Raw genomic sequence first — 16,747 nt, forward strand, 5'->3', positions numbered from 1 at the left:
GGGTCACCGGCTATGTGCTCTTTGGTTGCCGTTCACCGTGCGAGGGCACAGTGGGCGACGTGTCGACGGATCTGCTCGCCGAAACCCTCACCGGCCCATGGAGCCTGGCGCTGATGAGCCTGCTCGTGGTCGGGGACGCCTTCTTCGTCGTCGTGCCGGGCGAGATCGCGGTGACCGCGCTCGGGGCGCTGGCTGTGACGACCGGAACCCCGCCGCTGTGGGGTGTCATCGTCTGCGCCGCGGCGGCCGCGACCATCGGAGACGCCTGCTGCTACCTGGTCGGCCGGATCGTCGGGACCGATCGCTGGCGGTGGATGAGGGCGCCTCGTGTGCAGCAGGCACTGGGATGGGCACGGCGGCGCCTGGACGACGGGACGGCCACTGTGCTCTTCACGGCGCGGTTCGTTCCTTTCGCACGGCTGGCGGTCAACCTGGTCGCCGGGGCTTCGCGCATCCACCCATCGCGGTACCTCGCGCTGGTCGCCGTGGCCGCGACCGGATGGGCGCTGTACCAGGCAGCTGTGGGCGTCCTGGTCGCCGCCGTCCTTCCCGGCGGGCCGTTGGTCGCCGTCCCGGTGTCGATCGTCATCGCGCTCGGTCTGGGCGTGCTGCTGGATCGCATCCTGCGCGGCACGAGAGGGTGACCCGCCGCGGCCGGTGCTCTAGGCTCGGGTCATGAGCACCGAAGAAGGCGCCTCCTCGTCTGAGGAGATGAAGCGCAAGTTCAAGGAAGCGCTCGAGAAGAAGAACGCGCACCACCGGCAGGGCGAGGCGCACCTGGATGGCGACTCCGCCGTGCACAGTGCGAACGCCCCGCAGACCCGGCGCGAGTTCCGACGCAAGAGCGGTTGACCGCGCGGATGCGGGAGCCCGTTCACCGCGGCTCCCGCATCCCTCACTCCTCTCGTCAGCGTTCCGCGCGCGCCCTTGCCCGCTCCTCCTTCGCCGCCATCTCCGTCACGGCTGCCTCCCGCAGCTCCTGCACGTCCGCGCCCTGAGGCGCATCCGGATGCCCGTGCGCGTCGACGCCGTCGAGCAGCGACTCATCGAAGGGAAGCTCACCGCTCAGCACCCGACGCACGCGGTCGCGGTCGATCTGCTGGGTCCACGTGCCGATCAGGAGCGTCGCCACGGCATTGCCGGTGAAGTTCGTCAGCGCGCGCCCCTCCGACATGAAGCGGTCGATGCCGACGATCACGCCCACCCCGTCGACCAGATCGGGGCGATACGCCTGCAGACCTCCGGCGAGTGTCGCCAGTCCCGCACCGGTCACGCCGGCCGCTCCCTTGCTCGCGATGATCATGAACACGAGCAGTCCGATCTGTTCGCCGATCGACATCGGCTGCCCCATCCCCGTGGCGATGAAGAGCGAGGCCATCGTCAGGTAGATCGCGGTCCCGTCGAGGTTGAACGAGTATCCGGTCGGCACCGTGATGCCGACGACGGGCTTGGACACACCGACGAACTCCATCTTCGCGATGAGGCGAGGCAGGGCCGACTCCGAAGACGATGTGCCGACGATCAGCAGGTACTCCCGCGCGAGGTACTTCATGAGGGCGAAGATGTTCACCCGCGTCACCGCCCACAACATCACGCCGAGGATCACGACGATGAACAGGATGCAGGTGATGTAGAACGCGACCATGAGCGTCCCGAGACTCCAGATCGCCGCCACGCCGGTCTTGCCCACCACGGCGGCGATCGCCCCGAAGGCGCCGATGGGTGCGAGCCAGAGGATCATCCCGAGGATGCGGAAGACGAGCTTCTGGAGCTGCTTGACCGCCTCCATGATCGGCGCGCCGCGCTCGCCGAGTCCCTGCAGGGCGAACCCGACGAGCAAGGCGATGAACAGCACCTGCAGCACGCTCTCTCCCGTGAAGGCGGAGAAGAACGTGGTCGGGATGATGCCGAGGATGAACTCCTGCGTCGTCTTGGCCTCCGCCTCGACCGCGTCATAAGACGAAGACGCCATGTCGAGCCCCGCACCCGGATGGATGAGGTTCCCGACGACGAGTCCGATCGCCAGGGCGAACGTCGACATCACCATGAAGTAGAGGAGTGCGAGGCTGCCGATCTTGCCGACCGTCGCGGCCTTGGCGATGGATCCGACGCCCACCACGATCGTGCAGAAGATGATCGGGGCGATCATCATCTTGATCAGTGCGACGAACCCCGTGCCCAGCGCCTCGAACCCACGGCCCACCTCCGGCCAGATGAGCCCGACCACCGCGCCGAGCACGACGGCGATCAGCACCGACACGTACAGCCAGGTGTGCCGGTCCCACGCGTGCTTACCTCGTCGCCAGTTGAACTTCGGCAGTGCGAATCCTGTTGTGAGCGCCATGGCTTCCTCCTCGATCGTCGACGGCTTCGTCGGAATGGCGGCTTCTGCACCGCCGATCGGTTCTCACGGTGGTCCACCGCCCACCCCGATGCGATTTGTGGTCGTATTGGTCTCGACACCGACCATCGACGAGCGGAGGAAGCGATGCCGCACACCTCCGGACGCAGCATCGCCTCGCGTGTGTTCCTCGTCGTGCTCGGCGCGGCAGTGGTCGTCGGTGCACTGGTGGCGGTGTTCCTCGTGGTCGAGGCGCAGCGTGCCATCCGGGCCGAAGCCGAGCGCGTGACCGCAGCCACAGCTGTCGCACTCGCGCACTCCCCCGCCGTCGTCGCCGGTCTGCAGGCGGAGGTCGATGACGAGGATGAGGCGGTCACCGCTGCGCTCGAACCGTATGCCAACGTCGTCGTCGAGGACGCAGAACTGGACTTCATCACGATCATGACGCCGGACGGCATCCGGATCACGCACCCCGACCTCACCCGGATCGGTGAACAGTACCTCGGCACCATCCCGACGACAGCTCGCACGTTGACGGAAGAGTTCACCGGCACGCTCGGACGATCGGTTCGCACGATCGCGCCGGTGACCACATCCCGCGGAGAGCTCATCGGGTGGGTGGCCGCCGGCGTCACGACCGAATCGATCAGCGACACCCTGCTCCGACGACTGCCCCTCTCACTCGGTATCACCGTGGGGCTGGTCGCGCTCGGTGCCGGCGGGGCCGTGATCGCTCGGCGGCTGACCCGGCGCATCGCCGGCGACCTTCCGCCGGGGCAGCTGCGGGATGCCGTGTCGTCGTACGAATCCATCCGGACGCTGGGCGAGGCGCTGCGCGCGCAGACCCACGAACACGGCAACCGGATGCACGCCGCGGTCGCGCTGCTGGAGCTCGGGCGCACAGCGGAGGCGATCGAGATCCTCACGGAGACGTCGCGCCAGAGTCAGTCGCTCGTCGATCAGGTGACCGCCCGCCGCCACGGGGACCCCGCCGTGGGCGCTCTCCTGCTCGGCAAGGCGTCCCAGGCGAAGGAGCGCGGCATCGATTGGCGTGTCCGCATCGAGCCGGACACACCGCGCACCCCGCTGTCACCCGTGAACGCGGTTTCGGTGCTCGGCAACCTCGTGGACAATGCGATGGATGCGGCAGCGGAGTCCGACGACAGGTGGGTGCAGGTGCTGCTGCGTCCGACCGGCGACGGGGGCATCGTGCTGGAAGTATCTGACAGCGGCCCCGGCATACCGGAGTCCCTCCGCGAGCGGATCTTCGACCAGGGTTATTCCACGAAGCCCGCCGATGCGCAGGGACGCGGCGTGGGGCTGGCACTCGTGCGCTCCGTGGTCACGGGTGTCGGCGGTTCGGTCACGGTGAGCGACGACCCCACGATGTTCCGCGTCGTGCTCCCCGGCGCGCAATCCCGGACGTCGCAACCATGATCCGCACACTGATCGTCGACGACGACGCCCTGACCCTCGAACTGCACCGGGACTACGTGGCCCGGCTCGACGGATTCATCGTTGCCGGGGAATGCAGCAGTGCCCGCGCAGCGATGCATGCCGTGCTGAGGAACCCCGGTGCCGTCGCGTTCGACCTCGTTCTCCTCGACATCACCATGCCCGACGGCTCCGGGATCGACGTCCTGCGCACACTGCGCGCCCGTGCCGCCGCCACCGACGTGATCGCGATCACCGGCGTCCGCGATGCGGAGAGCGTCCGACAGATGGCGGCGCTGGGCGTGCACCAGTACCTCGTCAAGCCGTTTCCCTTCGCGGTGTTCCGAGAGCGGATGGAGCAGTACCGTGCTCATCGGGAGCAAGCGCGATCGACCAGAGGCCAGGCCACGCAGGCGGAGATCGATGCGCTGCTCGGCCGTGCGACCGGAGCGATCCCGCTCCCCAAGGGACTGTCGTCCACGTCTCTGGAGAGCGTCACGGTGGAGCTGCGCGCGCACGGGCCGCTGTCGGCACGCGAAGCCGCTGATCGGCTCGGGCTCTCCCGGGTGGCGACCCGCCGGTACCTCGAGCACCTGACCGCCGAGGGGGTCGTTCTCCGAACCGCCCGTCGTGGCGCACGAGGCCGCCCCGAGACGGAGTATGCCTGGCGACAGGAAGCGGACGGGGTGGGCGACGGTGGACTCGCGGCCCGGTGACCGACTGATCTTCGCGGACCGGTCCGATGCAGGGCGACGCCTGGCCGATCTGCGGGTCGTGATGTGATCTCCCCGAACGATGAAACGCGCCGCACGCCCTCTTCGGGCGTTCGGCGCGTTTCTGGTCGGAGGAAGGCGGATCACTCTCCGGCGAGACCGCCCAGCATGTGCCCGAAAGAGCGCCCTTCGCCCAGGTACGTCGCGGGATCGTAGGGGTCCACGACCGTCGTCGCTTCCTTCCGTGCGATCGCATCAGCGAGTTCCCGCGCACCCTTCTCCACGCGCTTGGCGAGCGGAGCGACGTCGTCACCCGAATCGCCCCAGTCGCTCGATGCCGCGAACACGCCCGTCGAGACGGCCTCGGCGTGCAGATAGGCGAACAGCGGACGGATCGCATAGTCGATCGCCAGCGAATGCCGAGCCGTACCTGCGTTCGCGCCGATCAGAACCGGCTTCCCGGTGAGCGCATCGGGGTCGAGCACGTCGATGAACGACTTGAACAGCCCCGAATAGCTCGTCGAGAAGATCGGCGTGACGGCGATGAGCGCGTCGGCGGAGACCACCGTGTTGATCGCGGTCTCCAGCGCCTGGGGCGCGAACCCCGTGAGCATGTTGTTCGTGATGTCGTGCGCATAGTCGCGCAGTTCGATCACGTCGACGGTGGCTTCGATGTCGCGCTCCGCGAGGGCCTTCACCGTCTCCGCGGCCAGCCGATCGGCGAGCATCCTGGTGGACGACGGGTTCGAGAGCCCCGCCGCCACGACGGCGATACGACGCGAGGTCATCTCACGCCTCCTTCCGGCCGAGCCCGAACGCCGCCCCGGCGGGTGCCGGGCTGTCCTGGTAAGGCGAGTCGCCGGTGAGGTTGTCACCGCGGTTGGCGCCGGGGCGAGCCTGGCGCGTCGGACCGTCACCGAACTCGGCCTTGACCCGGGCGGCGTGGGTCGGTGCGTCCGGCACGGAGGACGGGCGGTCCTTCGCCAGCTCCTTGCGCAGCACCGGCACGACCTCGGACCCGAGGATGTCGAGCTGTTCCAGAACCGTCTTCAGCGGGAGACCGGCGTGGTCGATGAGGAAGAGCTGACGCTGGTAGTCGCCGTAATGCTCGCGCATGCCGGCGTAGCGATCGATGACCTGCTGCGGCGAACCGACCGTCAGCGGCGTCATCTCGGTGAAGTCCTCCATGCTCGGCCCGTGACCGTACACCGGCGCATTGTCGAAGTACGGACGGAACTGGTTCACCGCGTCCTGCGACTTGGCTGCCATGAACACCTGTCCACCGAGGCCGACGATCGCCTGCTCCCGAGTGCCGTGACCGTAGTGCTCGAAGCGCTGACGGTACAGCTCGATGAGCCGCTGGTAGTGCTCCTTCGGCCAGAAGATGTTGTTCGCGAAGAACCCGTCGCCGTAGTAGGCGGCCTGCTCGGCGATCTCCGGAGTGCGAATGGAGCCGTGCCACACGAAGGGCGCGATGCCGTCGAGGGGGCGCGGCGTCGAGGTGAAGCCCTGCAGCGGGGTGCGGAACTTTCCTTCCCAGTCGACGACGTCTTCACGCCACAGCTTGTGCAGCAGCGCATAGTTCTCGATCGCGAGCGGGAGTCCCTGACGGATGTCCTGACCGAACCAGGGGTAGACCGGTCCGGTGTTGCCGCGCCCGAGCATGAGGTCCATGCGCCCGTCGGACACGTGCTGTAGCATCGCGTACTCCTCGGCGATGCGCACCGGGTCGTTCGTGGTGATGAGCGTCGTCGAGGTCGACACGATGAGGCGCTCGGTCTGCGCGGCCAGGGCCGCCAGGAAGGTTGTCGGGCTGGAGGACCAGAACGGCGGGTTGTGGTGCTCGCCGATCGCGAAGACGTCGAGGCCGACCTCTTCGGCGTGCACGGCGATGGCCGTGGTCGCCTTGATGCGCTCCTGCTCGCTGGGGGTGATGCCCGTGGTGGGATCGCGGGTGATGTCGCTGACCGACATGATGCCGAACTGCATCGCCTGCGCGCCTGACTGCTCGCTCATGATTGCTCCGTGTTCTCCGAACCGGATGACCCGCATCCGTTTCTATTCATTTGAATGTATATGTGTCAACGCGCTCATCGCAACTTTATTCCCGGCCTGTAGCCTCGAACGATGAGCAGTACCGGCGCGGACATCTCAGGGCCCACCACAGGATCGATCCCGCGAAAACGCCGGCGCGTGCCCTTCTGGGACAACGCGCGATACATCTGCATCGTCCTCGTCGTGCTGGGGCATGCGATCCAGCGACTCATCTACGATTCGGACATCGCCTTCGCCTTCTACCTGGCGCTGTATGCATTCCACATGCCGGCGTTCGCGATCATCTCCGGCTACTTCTCCAAGTCGGGCACGCCCACCAAGACGCAGATGGCCCGGGTGATCACGGACATCATCCTCCCGTACGTGATCTTCGAGACCCTGTGGACGCTCACCAAGTGGCTCGTCGAGGGCGAGGCGACACCGAACTTCACGAAGCCGAGCTGGACCCTGTGGTTCCTGCTCGCGCTCGGCATCTTCCGGCTGGTGCTCCCCTATCTCGCACTGCTGCGCTGGCCACTGCTGTGGACGGTCGTGATCTCGATCGGCTCCGGCTATCTTCCGAACGTCGACAGCACGTTCTCGCTGTCCCGCACTCTCGGTCTCCTGCCGTTCTTCGCGCTCGGCTGGTGGCTGCGCGAGCACGACATCGTCGATCGGCTCCGCCTGCTCGATTTCCGTCCCTGGTGGATTCGGGTCGCCGCGGTCGCGGTCTTCGCGGGGGTCGGCTGGGCGGCGTGGAACTGGCTGCCACTGTGGCAGGCCGTCGACCTGCGTCACTGGCTGTTCTACGAGGACTCGTACTCCGACCTGGTCGGCGACCAGTGGTGGGCCGGCGCGATCCGCATCGCCCTGATGCTGCTGGCGGTCCTGCTGTGCGCCGCCTTCTTCGCCCTGATCCCGCGCGGCTCGTACTGGTGGACCACGTTCGGCCAATACACGATGTACGTCTACCTCCTCCACTCGTTCGTGCTCTATCCGTTCCGCGAGACGGGCGCGCTGCGCGATCTGGAGCCGACGTGGATCTGGCTGCCGCTGGTGACGGCGCTCTCCGTGGTCGTCGCACTGCTGCTGGCCACGAAGCCGGTGCGCTGGGTGTTCCGGCCACTCGTCGAGCCTCGCCCCCGCTGGCTCTTCGCCGACCCCGCGCTCACATCGCGGGAAGGACGCCGAAACGACCCCACCGGATCGCGACGACCGCGGGCCGACTCTCGATGACCGTCGCCGAGGCAGTCCGCGACCGCATCGTCGAGGCCGCGTCCGTTTCGGGGTTCGACGCGCACGGACTCCACGTGCGCATCGGAACCGGCGAGGCGGACCACCGCTGGACGCCCGATGTGCGCGAGGACGTGCATTCGGTCGCCAAGGGCGTATGCGTGCTGGCGGCCGCGATCGCCGCCGATGAGGGCGCGATCTCCTTCGATGTGCCCGTGGCCACGTACCTGCCCGACTTCGACCTCGGTGACGACGCCGACGCGGTCACCCTGCGCCACCTGCTCACGATGTCGAGCGGCATCGACCTGCCGTGGTCCGAGACGTTGATGACGGACTGGCCGGACCTCGCCCGCGAGTTCCTGAGTCGGCCGTCGCGCGGGCGGGTGTTCCAGTACTCGAACGCCAGCACCTACACCGCGATGACGGCACTCGCCGCGCGAGTCGGAGATGTGGGGGATTACCTGGACGCCCGATTCTTCCGCCCGCTCGGAATCGATGGCGTGGCCTGGGCGCGGAGCCCGAACGGACGCATCGAAGCGGGCGGCGGGCTTCCGTTGCGAACGAGTGAGATGGCGCGGATCGGCCTGCTGATCCGCGACCGCGGGAGGTGGCGGGGCGAGCAGCTGGTTTCGCCGCAGTGGATCGATGCGATGCACGAGAACGGCGTCGTCGCCGGGCCGAACCCCGGCTACGACCGCTACGCCCTCGCCGGCTGGGGCGGTCCCGGACGCGGGTGGCGGCTGCACGGCGCACACGGCCAGCTGCTGATCTTCCTCGACGACGCGGTCGTGACCATCACCGCTGCCGACCACTTCCGCGCGGATGAGATGGCCGCCACGGTGGTCGACATCCTCGAGACCGCCCGACACGGGGTCTGAGCAGAGTCAGGCGAACAGCTGCGCGCCCACGTACGAACCGGGGGTCGCTCCTCGCGGCACGGCCCAGATCCCCGAGCCGACGTGCCGGATGTACTCGTTCATCAGATCGGTCGACAGCCGCCTCTGCAGCGAGATGAACTGCGCGGGGTCGCGCTGGTATGACAGGAAGAAGAGTCCGGCGTCGAGGCGTCCGAGTTCGTTGTTGCCGTCGACGTAGTTGTAGCCGCGGCGCAGGATCCGCACCCCGTCGTTCTGTTCGGGATGCGCCAGGCTCACGTGACTGTTCGGGTCGATGGCACGACCGTGGAAATCGGGCGGGGTGAACTCGTCTCCACCCGAGAGCGGCGCACCCTCCCCCTTGTCACGTCCGATGATCGCGTCCTGCTCCGACAGGCGCACACGATCCCAGGTCTCGATCAGCATCGCGATCTTGCGGGCGACGAGGTACGAGCCACCCGCGAGCCAGGCGGGTTCGTCCTTCTCAGACACCCACACATGGTCGGCGAGGGCCTCGGTGTCATCGGCGAGGATGTTCGCGGTGCCGTCCTTGAAGCCGAAGAGGTTGCGGGGCGTGGCCTGCGCGGCGGTCGTGCGCGAGGTCTTGCCGAATCCCAGCTGCGACCAGCGCAGGCGCGCACGCCCGAAGGCGATACGGCTGAGGTTGCGGATCGCGTGCACGGCGACCTGGGGGTCGTCGGCGCAGGCCTGGATGCAGAGGTCTCCGTGGGAGGCCTGCGGGTCGAGATCGTCGCCGAGGAATGGCGGGAGCCGTTCGAGACCCGGTGGACGCCGCGCGGCTATCCCGTAGCGGTCGCCGTCTTCGTTCTCGAAGAGGCCGGGCCCGAACCCGAACGTGATCGTGAGGCCGGAGGCCGGGAGTCCCTGCGCCTCGCCGGTGTCGTCCGGCGGTGCTTCGGCGGGTCCGCCGACGGCGCCGCTCGCGCTGACCTCGAGCCCCTGCGACATACGGGCCGCGGCGTACGACCAATCCTGCAGCAGCGAGATCAGATCGTCGCGGTCGCTGCGCGGCATCATGTCGAAGCTCGCGAAATGCAGATGATCCTGCACCGGCGTGGTGATGCCGGCCTGGTGCGTCCCGAAGAACTCGTACGCCGAATGCGCGTCCTCCGCGGCGCGCGCCCGGCCCAGCGCCACTCCCCCGGTCAGGCCCGCGCCAGCCCCGACCGCAAGCCCGGCCACGCCACCGCCGATGGCGAGGCCGAGGAGTCCGCGTCTGCTCAGCCCGCCGGAAGCGGAGACCTCACCCGCCGATGAGGTGTCGGGCGAGGCCTCCGCTGCTGGTTCGTTCACGTCCGTGATGGTATCCGTTCGATTCCGCTCGACGCTGTTCAGTCGAGGACGGTGCTGGTGAGCTGCGAGAGCGGCTCGGCCAGTGCGTTGATCAGGTCGGTGAACTCGCGCTTGTCGTCTTCGGTCAGTTCGGCGTAGCCGACGAAGCCGTCGGTCAGTGAGCCGTGAGCGGCGAGAGACTCCTCGAGCGCGGCGTAGCCGCCCTCGATCTCCGCGACGAGTGCCTCACCGTCGTCGCCTTGTGCCGCGGCGAAGTCCTTCACCAGCGAGAACGCCATCTTCGAGCCTTCGACATTCGCCGCGAAGTCGTAGAGGTCGGTGCCCGACCACCAGTCCTCCTCGCCCGAGATCTTGCCCGTGGCGACCTCGTCGAGCAGTGCGATGGAGCCGTTCGAGATGCCTCCGATCCCCTGATCGTCGAGAGCCGTCGTGAAGTCGTCGGAATGCACATAGTCGTAGAGCTCCTGCACGTCGGCGAGCAGCAGGTCGCCGAAGTCAGCGCGCTCTGCCGGCGTCGACGGAGCCCAATCCTGCCAGGCCGGGGTCTCACCATCGGCGTTGAGCGCGTCCTGCGCCGGCACCCACAGGTCTTTCTCGATGCGGTGGAACCCCGTCCAGTCCAGGCCCTCGGCCACCGCGTCGACCTCGCGGTAGTCGATTCGCGGATCAAGGTCTCCGAGCGCCTCGGCGACCGGCTCGATGCGCTCGTAGAACGCACGGGTCAGCGGGAACTTCGCGCGGGCGGCCTCATCATCTCCTGACTCGTACGCCGCGACGAACTCCTCGACGGCCGGGACGAGCTGGCCGACCTGGTCCTTGACGAACGCGGCGTAGAGGTCGACGGCCTGCTGCTTCTGCTCGGCATCGGGACCGTCGACGGCGATGCGGTCACCGGTGACGGTGAAGGCCGCCTTTCCGACGCCGTCGCCGAGCATGCCGGGCTTGCACAGCGTGAAGTAGTCGCCGGGCTGCGCGACCACGGTCAGCGTGCGCGAGGCGGCCGGCGCGATGTTCTCCACCTCACCGACGATGCGCAGACCGTCCTCGGCCAGCAGGTAGAACTCCGAGACCTGATCCGTGTCGTTCTTCACGTCGAAGGTGAGGGTTCCGCTCTTCGCCGTGGCCGCCGAGACCGCGCAGTCGCCATCGGTCGACGAGACGTCGAACGCGGCACCGGCCGCGACATCGCTCTTCGCGACGCAGCCGCTCAGGACGAGGACGGCAGCGCCCGCGGCGGCGAGCGCCCCCAGGACACGATGAGAGGTGGTCATACTGCTCCTTGTGGTGAGAGAGGGGTCGTGTCGGATTCGAGCTCGGTCGAAGCACGGGGCTTCGGCGCACGGCGCGACAGGAGACCGCGGACGTACAGCGAACCGACGATGAGGATGTAGAGAGTCCAGGCGATGACCTGCAACCAGGTCATCGCCGGCATGAAGCCGACGGTGGCCTGCAGCACGGCGGCGAGCGCACCGCTGGGTGCGATGGCGGACGACACGTCGAACGCCCAGCCGAACGGGCACGCCGCCCACCCGATCGCGACCGCCCCGGTGGCGGGATCGAGCGGCGCCGCGCTGGTGAACGGGCCGGGGAAGGCGCCGGCCTCCTGGAGATCCATCAGAGCATAGGCGAGAACCCCGGCGGCGACGATGACCAGGAAGCCGCCGGTCCAGGCGAAGAAGCGGCGGAGATCGAGCTTCACGGCCCCGCGCGAGATGAGCCAGCCGATGATGACGGCGGCCGCGAGCCCGAGCAGAGCGCCGAGGAGAGCGGACGGCGCGTCGCCGAAGGCCTGCACCATCGACCAGAGGAGGAGCGTCGTCTCGATACCCTCCCGCGCGACTGACACGAAGCCGATCGCGATCAACGCCCAGAGTCCGCCGACCGTGAGCGCACGATCGATGCCACCCTCCAACGTCGCCTTCATGGTGCGTCCGGCACGCTGCATCCAGAAGATCATCCACGTGACCATCGCGACGGCGAGCAGCGAGAGCCCGCCGCCGATCAGCTCCTGCGCCTCGAAAGTGAGCTCGTAGGCGCCGAAGGTGAGCACGGCACCGATACCCAGGGCCAGGACGATGGCGAGGCCGACACCGACCCACATCTTCGGCAGCGCGTCCTTCCGGCCGAGGCGGCGGAGGTAGGCGACGAGGATGCCGACGACGAGCGCGGCTTCCAGACCTTCACGGAGGCCGATGAGAAAAGTGGCGAGCACGGAGACGATTTCTATAGCGACGATTGAGGTAAGGCAGCCCTTACCTAAAGGACTCTAGCACCGCGTTCGCATCATTCCGGAACACCGAATGCTGCCCACCGGTGACCCCGGACGGTAACGCGGCGCAACAGTCGCCCTCCCGTCACGAAAGCCGACATACCCTCGGTCCATGGCTGAACTCTCGCTCCCCATCCTCGACCTGTCCCAGCTCGATGAAGGCCCGGAGGCCGCCGCACGATTCCGCGACGACCTCAGGGCGGCGACGCACGACGTCGGCTTCTTCTACCTCACCGGCACAGGCATCTCCCCCGAGCTTGAGGCGCGCCTGCACCGCGCCGCCCTCGACTTCTTCGCGCTCCCCGAGGCCGACAAGCTCGCCATCGAGAATGTCAACAGCCCGCACTTCCGCGGCTACACCCGCATCGGCGGCGAGCGGACCCAGGGCCAGGTCGACTGGCGCGAGCAGATCGACATCGGACCCGAGCGCGAGCCCGTCGAGGGCGGTCCGGCGTTCAACCGTCTCGTCGGGCCCAACCTGTGGCCCGCGGCACAGCCGGAGCTGCAGGAGGTCGTCGCCGAATGGCACGCGACCCTGTCCGACGTCGCCCGGCGTCTCCTGCGGGAGTGGGCGCAGACGCTCGGAGCCGATGAGACCTACTTCGACGATCACTTCGGTGAGCCCTCGACGCTCATCAAGATCGTCCGCTACCCGGGAACCCACGAACCCGAGCCGCAGCAGGGCGTCGGAGCGCACAAGGACTCGGGCGTCCTCACGCTGCTCTGGGTCGAACCCGGAAAGGGCGGCCTGCAGGTCGAGCGCGATGGCACCTGGGTCGATGCGCCCCCGGTGCCCGGCGCCTTCGTCGTGAACATCGGCGAGCTGCTGGAGTACGCCACCGGCGGATACCTCAAGGCGACGAACCACCGCGTCGTGTCACCGAAGGCTCCGAACGACCGGATCTCGATCCCGTTCTTCTTCAACCCCGCACTCGACCAGCGCCTCCCGCTGATCGAGCTTCCCCCCGAGCTCGCGGCAGAGGCGAAGGGCGTCACGAAGGATCCGAACAACCCGATCCATGCCCTCTATGGGGAGAACGCCCTCAAGTCGCGCCTGCGCGCCCACCCCGACGTCGCTGCGATCCACCACGCCGACCTCGTGGGCGCGACGGCCTGACCCGAACGACCGTCGCTACCAGTCGAGCGCCTTCGCGAGAGCTTCGATGATGGGTTCGCGCCCCTGGTCGATGTGCGCGTAGGCCTGCGCAGCCGCCACCTCGCCGCGACCGGCGACGATGGCGTCGAGCAGCTGCTGGTGCTCCACCGCGTGCTCCTGCTCGCGCGTGGCGTGCGTGATCCCGAAGATCCACTGCATCCGGCCGAGCATGGGCAGCAGACTGCGTTCGAGGATGCGATTCCCGGAGAGGCGGACGATCTCGAGGTGGAACCCGAGATTCGATTCCCCCAACTCCGCCGTCTCACCCGGAGCGAGCGCACGCTCGAGGAGCTCGCGCAACCGGTCAGCGCTCGCCGCTCCCGAGTGGACACGCTGCGCGGCATGGCGCGTCGCATAGGGCTCGATGCACAGCCGCGCGTCATACAGCTCCTCGACGTCTGCCCTGGTCACCGGCGTCACACTCGCCCCTTTGTTTCGGGTCGTGACGACGAAACCCTCCACCTCCAGCCGCTGGAGCGCCTGCCGGACCGGGACGCGGGACACCTCGAACCGCTCCGACAGATCCCGCTCCTTCAGCCAGGATCCCGGCGTGAGCTCGCCGATGATGATCCTGCGCAGCACGCCGCGATAGACCCGCTCGGCGAGGGCGGATCCGTCGGTGATCATGCTGTCGGAACTCATCGCGGAACCTCTCGGGTGTCAGGCATGAAGGGGGTAGACCGGAGGGAAGAGTTCGTCCGTCGTTCCGCTCAGATGGTCGCGCCCAGTGTAGGCGTTCCGCATCCGCGCGAAGAGGATCTGCGTGTCGGCGCGGATCGCGTCGAGGTCGATCCCGTCGATCTTCCCGTCTCGCATGACGACCCGACCGGCGACCATCGTCAGACACGCATCGCGCGCCGTGCCGTTGAGGACCAGGGTGCGCAGCGGGTCATCGACGGCACCCATCCGCACGTCGTCCAGCCGGAACGCCGTCAGATCGGCCTGGGCGCCGAGGGCGATTCGACCGAGATCCGGCCGATGAAGCGCCTGAGCCCCTCCGAGCGTCACCGCGTCGACATAACCCGCGAGGTCGCCGGCAGCCAGACTGCCATTCTGCACCTTCGCGACCGACACCCCGGTGTCGATGCCCCGGACGAGGTCGGGCGGGAACGAATCCGTACCGAGCGCGATGTTCACTCCGGCCTGCCGGTAGCGCTGGAACGTCTCCAGCTCGGATCCGTAGCGGGCGTTCGTCAGCGGGCAGTGCACGATCGACACCCCAGCATCGACCAGTCGGGCGAGGTCGCCACGGTCTTCGCCGTGCACCCGCGGGTTCACGTCGAGGAACACGCCGTGCGGCACGATGAGGCGATCGTTCAGCAGACCCATCTTCTCGATGAAGTCGAGCGGAGTGCAGCCGTGGGCATGGAGGACGAGCTCGCGCTCGACCTCGCCCTGCAGCGCATGCAGCCGGACGATCGCGCCGCGCTCGGCAGCCGCCGCTGCGGTCGCCGCAAGCAGCGCAGGAGTCAAGGTCTCGATGCGGCAGGGCAGGAAGACCGGAGTCAGCAGCGGATCGTCGAGTGCAGCCAGTTCGTCGTGGAATCGGACGGCGTCGGCGAACCCGACCTCACCCTCCTCCGGAGCGAACCGCACCACGCGTTCGCCCGACGCCGTCACGACGTTCACGCCAGACCGATAGGACGGACCGAGGAAGCCGCGCAGCCCGAGCTTCCGCGAGAACTCCGCCATCCGGTGAAGGTCGGTCGCCGACTCGGCCCACGCCGAGTGCACCTCCGAGGCGATGGGCATGTACGAGGTGATGCCGTGCAGCGCGAGCTGGACGAGCGCGATCTCCCGGACTCGCGCGCGTTCCTCCTCGTCGAACACATGCCGTCGACGATCGAAATAGCCTTCTGACCACTGCAGTCGCGCCGCCTGCTCGTGGGTGCCCCACGCGTCCAGGATCAGATGGTCGATGTCCGTGAGCGCGTCCAGGTCGATGAGCCCGGGCATCAGCAGGCTCTCCCCGAGGTCGATGCGCTCGTCGACGTCCGACGGCGCCTCCTCAGCCGGACCGGCATAGGCGATCACATCGTCCTCGACGATCACGGCCCCCTGCCGAAGTTCTGCATGTGAGGTGCCGTCGAACACCAGGACGTGGTCGGCGGTGAGCAGTGTGCGCATGAGAGCCCCGATGATCTGAGATGCGGTTTGGTATCCAAAAACTATCTCACGCGCCTACCCCCCTCAACCGCCCCCCCCTTGAATCCCCCACTAAATTGGCGCCGTATTGACGTCTCGAGAATTTGGTATCCCAAGTTGGCCAGTGCTGGTATACAATTCTGAGCACCCGCTCCCCGAGCCATCAAGGAAGATCGTGACGGACACCCAGACGCTGACCCCGAAGACGGAGGCGCTGCCCACCGCGCCGCCGCAGATCGCGACCGGACGCTCGCTCCTCGGGACGGCGTGGCTGCGCATTCGTCGGAGTCCGGTCGCACTCGCCTCCTTCGGGGTCGTCGTGGCGATCGTGCTCTTCGCCCTGCTCGCCCCCGTGCTGGTCGCGATCGAGGGGCAGGATCCGTTCACCACGAACACCGGGCCCGAAGTGCTCGACAACTTCAACACCCCCGGCCTGCCGCTCCCCGCGTACATGTACCCGTCCGTGGAGCACTGGCTCGGGGTCGAGCCGGGACTCGGACGCGACATCTTCGCGCGCATCGCCTACGGAGCGCAGGTCTCGCTGCTGATCGCCCTTCTGTCTACCGTGGTCTCGGTCGTCCTCGGCACCGTGCTCGGCGCCGCTGCCGGCTACTTCGGTGGCAAGGTCGACATGGTCATCAGCCGCATCATCGATCTGTTCCTCGCGTTCCCGCATCTTCTCCTGGTGCTCTCGCTCACCCCGATCCTGCAGTCGCGGCTGCGGGACACCCCGCTCGGTCAGGGCAGCTTCGTCCCCATCGCCTCCCTCGTGCTGATCCTCGGGTTCTTCGGCTGGGCGTACCTGGCCAGAGTCGTGCGCGGCCAGGTGCTGAGCATCCGCGAGCAGGAGTACATCGAGGCGGCGAAGTCGTACGGCGCCTCGCACCGGACGATCATCTTCCGTCAGGTGATCCCGAACGTGCTCGGGGTCGTGCTCGTGTACGCGACCATGATGATCCCCGCGAACATCTCCGCCGAAGCCGCACTGTCGTTCCTCGGCGTGGGCGTGAAGGACCCGACGCCCTCCTGGGGGCAGATGCTCAACGCCGCTCAGGCGGGCAACTGGTATCTGAGCGACCCCTGGTTCCTGATCGTGCCCGGCACCGCGCTCATCATCACGGTGCTCGCCTTCAACCTGCTCGGCGACGCCGTGCGCGACGCGCTCGATCCCAAGGCCTCCCGCAGCTGACCTTCCCCGACCTGACATCCCGACCCCCACCGAAAGAGAACGCG

The 16,747-nt window shown here is 67.9% G+C and carries 16 protein-coding genes; 8 read left to right on the plus strand and 8 right to left on the minus strand.

What is annotated here, in order from left to right:
* The first annotated feature begins 59 nt into the window (after positions 1–59).
* Entirely contained in the window at positions 60–644 is a 585-nt protein-coding gene (locus AC6CHX_RS03840) for a DedA family protein (protein ID WP_498271686.1), read from the plus strand.
* A gap of 31 nt (positions 645–675) precedes the next feature.
* Positions 676–852, plus strand: coding sequence for a DUF5302 domain-containing protein (locus AC6CHX_RS03845; protein ID WP_017830923.1), 177 nt, complete (start codon positions 676–678; stop codon positions 850–852).
* Positions 853–907: 55 nt separating this feature from the next.
* Here the strand turns inward: AC6CHX_RS03845 and AC6CHX_RS03850 are convergent, their stop codons facing one another.
* Entirely contained in the window at positions 908–2,344 is a 1,437-nt protein-coding gene (locus AC6CHX_RS03850) for a cation:dicarboxylate symporter family transporter (protein WP_498271687.1), read from the minus strand.
* 144 nt (positions 2,345–2,488) lie between these two features.
* On the opposite strand from AC6CHX_RS03850, the gene AC6CHX_RS03855 reads away from it, so the two are divergent.
* Together AC6CHX_RS03855 and AC6CHX_RS03860 are read left to right on the plus strand one after the other, a co-directional pair.
* A complete protein-coding gene (locus AC6CHX_RS03855) occupies positions 2,489–3,778 on the plus strand; it encodes a sensor histidine kinase (protein WP_498271688.1) in 1,290 nt (429 codons plus the stop codon).
* Complete coding sequence (locus AC6CHX_RS03860) at positions 3,775–4,491, plus strand: response regulator (protein ID WP_498271689.1); 717 nt, start codon at positions 3,775–3,777, stop codon at positions 4,489–4,491. The genes AC6CHX_RS03855 and AC6CHX_RS03860 overlap by 4 nt, the downstream gene beginning before the upstream one ends.
* Before the next feature lie 140 nt (positions 4,492–4,631).
* Here AC6CHX_RS03860 and AC6CHX_RS03865 read toward each other — a convergent pair whose 3' ends face one another.
* Together AC6CHX_RS03865 and AC6CHX_RS03870 are read right to left on the minus strand one after the other, a co-directional pair.
* A complete protein-coding gene (locus AC6CHX_RS03865; RefSeq protein WP_136043702.1) occupies positions 4,632–5,276 on the minus strand; it encodes an FMN reductase in 645 nt (214 codons plus the stop codon).
* Position 5,277: 1 nt separating this feature from the next.
* Positions 5,278–6,504: an LLM class flavin-dependent oxidoreductase gene (locus tag AC6CHX_RS03870; protein WP_136043701.1), complete on the minus strand. Its 1,227-nt coding sequence runs from the start codon at positions 6,502–6,504 to the stop codon at positions 5,278–5,280.
* Between the two features lie 111 nt (positions 6,505–6,615).
* On the opposite strand from AC6CHX_RS03870, the gene AC6CHX_RS03875 reads away from it, so the two are divergent.
* Complete coding sequence (locus AC6CHX_RS03875) at positions 6,616–7,758, plus strand: acyltransferase family protein (RefSeq protein WP_498271690.1); 1,143 nt, start codon at positions 6,616–6,618, stop codon at positions 7,756–7,758.
* Positions 7,755–8,633, plus strand: a complete 879-nt coding sequence (locus AC6CHX_RS03880; RefSeq protein ID WP_498271691.1) for a serine hydrolase domain-containing protein — start codon at positions 7,755–7,757, stop codon at positions 8,631–8,633. Before AC6CHX_RS03875 ends, AC6CHX_RS03880 begins: the two co-directional genes overlap by 4 nt.
* Before the next feature lie 6 nt (positions 8,634–8,639).
* Here AC6CHX_RS03880 and efeB read toward each other — a convergent pair whose 3' ends face one another.
* Genes efeB through efeU form a run of 3 tightly spaced genes read right to left on the minus strand, consistent with a single transcriptional unit; the run spans position 8,640 to position 12,156 of the window.
* Positions 8,640–9,944, minus strand: a complete 1,305-nt coding sequence (efeB, locus tag AC6CHX_RS03885) for an iron uptake transporter deferrochelatase/peroxidase subunit (RefSeq protein WP_498271692.1) — start codon at positions 9,942–9,944, stop codon at positions 8,640–8,642.
* A gap of 38 nt (positions 9,945–9,982) precedes the next feature.
* The gene (efeO, locus tag AC6CHX_RS03890) at positions 9,983–11,215 is read right to left on the minus strand and encodes an iron uptake system protein EfeO (protein ID WP_498271693.1); all 1,233 of its coding nucleotides are present in this window, start codon (positions 11,213–11,215) and stop codon (positions 9,983–9,985) included.
* Positions 11,212–12,156 (minus strand): iron uptake transporter permease EfeU, encoded by a 945-nt coding sequence (gene efeU / locus AC6CHX_RS03895; RefSeq protein ID WP_498271694.1) that lies wholly within the window; start codon positions 12,154–12,156, stop codon positions 11,212–11,214. The genes efeO and efeU overlap by 4 nt, the downstream gene beginning before the upstream one ends.
* Positions 12,157–12,325: 169 nt before the next feature.
* Here efeU and AC6CHX_RS03900 point away from each other — a divergent pair, with 169 nt between their 5' ends.
* A complete protein-coding gene (locus AC6CHX_RS03900) occupies positions 12,326–13,330 on the plus strand; it encodes an isopenicillin N synthase family dioxygenase (protein ID WP_136043696.1) in 1,005 nt (334 codons plus the stop codon).
* Between the two features lie 15 nt (positions 13,331–13,345).
* Here AC6CHX_RS03900 and AC6CHX_RS03905 read toward each other — a convergent pair whose 3' ends face one another.
* Both AC6CHX_RS03905 and AC6CHX_RS03910 read right to left on the minus strand, forming a co-directional pair.
* Entirely contained in the window at positions 13,346–14,011 is a 666-nt protein-coding gene (locus AC6CHX_RS03905; RefSeq protein WP_136043695.1) for a GntR family transcriptional regulator, read from the minus strand.
* 18 nt (positions 14,012–14,029) lie between these two features.
* Positions 14,030–15,496 (minus strand): chlorohydrolase family protein, encoded by a 1,467-nt coding sequence (locus AC6CHX_RS03910; RefSeq protein ID WP_498271695.1) that lies wholly within the window; start codon positions 15,494–15,496, stop codon positions 14,030–14,032.
* A gap of 193 nt (positions 15,497–15,689) precedes the next feature.
* On the opposite strand from AC6CHX_RS03910, the gene AC6CHX_RS03915 reads away from it, so the two are divergent.
* Entirely contained in the window at positions 15,690–16,703 is a 1,014-nt protein-coding gene (locus tag AC6CHX_RS03915) for an ABC transporter permease (RefSeq protein WP_498271696.1), read from the plus strand.
* Positions 16,704–16,747 lie beyond the last annotated feature (44 nt).

Source organism: Microbacterium sp. GQ128, assembly GCF_059758615.1.

Excerpts from the sequence above, each read along its gene's own strand:
- AC6CHX_RS03845 (WP_017830923.1), top strand. The coding sequence starts at position 676 with ATGAGCACCGAAGAAGGCGCCTCCTCGTCTGAGGAGATGAAGCGCAAG.
- AC6CHX_RS03850 (WP_498271687.1), bottom strand. The coding sequence starts at position 2,344 with ATGGCGCTCACAACAGGATTCGCACTGCCGAAGTTCAACTGGCGACGA.
- AC6CHX_RS03855 (WP_498271688.1), top strand. The coding sequence starts at position 2,489 with ATGCCGCACACCTCCGGACGCAGCATCGCCTCGCGTGTGTTCCTCGTC.
- AC6CHX_RS03860 (WP_498271689.1), top strand. The coding sequence starts at position 3,775 with ATGATCCGCACACTGATCGTCGACGACGACGCCCTGACCCTCGAACTG.
- AC6CHX_RS03865 (WP_136043702.1), bottom strand. The coding sequence starts at position 5,276 with ATGACCTCGCGTCGTATCGCCGTCGTGGCGGCGGGGCTCTCGAACCCG.
- AC6CHX_RS03870 (WP_136043701.1), bottom strand. The coding sequence starts at position 6,504 with ATGAGCGAGCAGTCAGGCGCGCAGGCGATGCAGTTCGGCATCATGTCG.
- AC6CHX_RS03875 (WP_498271690.1), top strand. The coding sequence starts at position 6,616 with ATGAGCAGTACCGGCGCGGACATCTCAGGGCCCACCACAGGATCGATC.
- AC6CHX_RS03880 (WP_498271691.1), top strand. The coding sequence starts at position 7,755 with ATGACCGTCGCCGAGGCAGTCCGCGACCGCATCGTCGAGGCCGCGTCC.
- efeO (WP_498271693.1), bottom strand. The coding sequence starts at position 11,215 with ATGACCACCTCTCATCGTGTCCTGGGGGCGCTCGCCGCCGCGGGCGCT.
- AC6CHX_RS03900 (WP_136043696.1), top strand. The coding sequence starts at position 12,326 with ATGGCTGAACTCTCGCTCCCCATCCTCGACCTGTCCCAGCTCGATGAA.
- AC6CHX_RS03905 (WP_136043695.1), bottom strand. The coding sequence starts at position 14,011 with ATGAGTTCCGACAGCATGATCACCGACGGATCCGCCCTCGCCGAGCGG.
- AC6CHX_RS03910 (WP_498271695.1), bottom strand. The coding sequence starts at position 15,496 with ATGCGCACACTGCTCACCGCCGACCACGTCCTGGTGTTCGACGGCACC.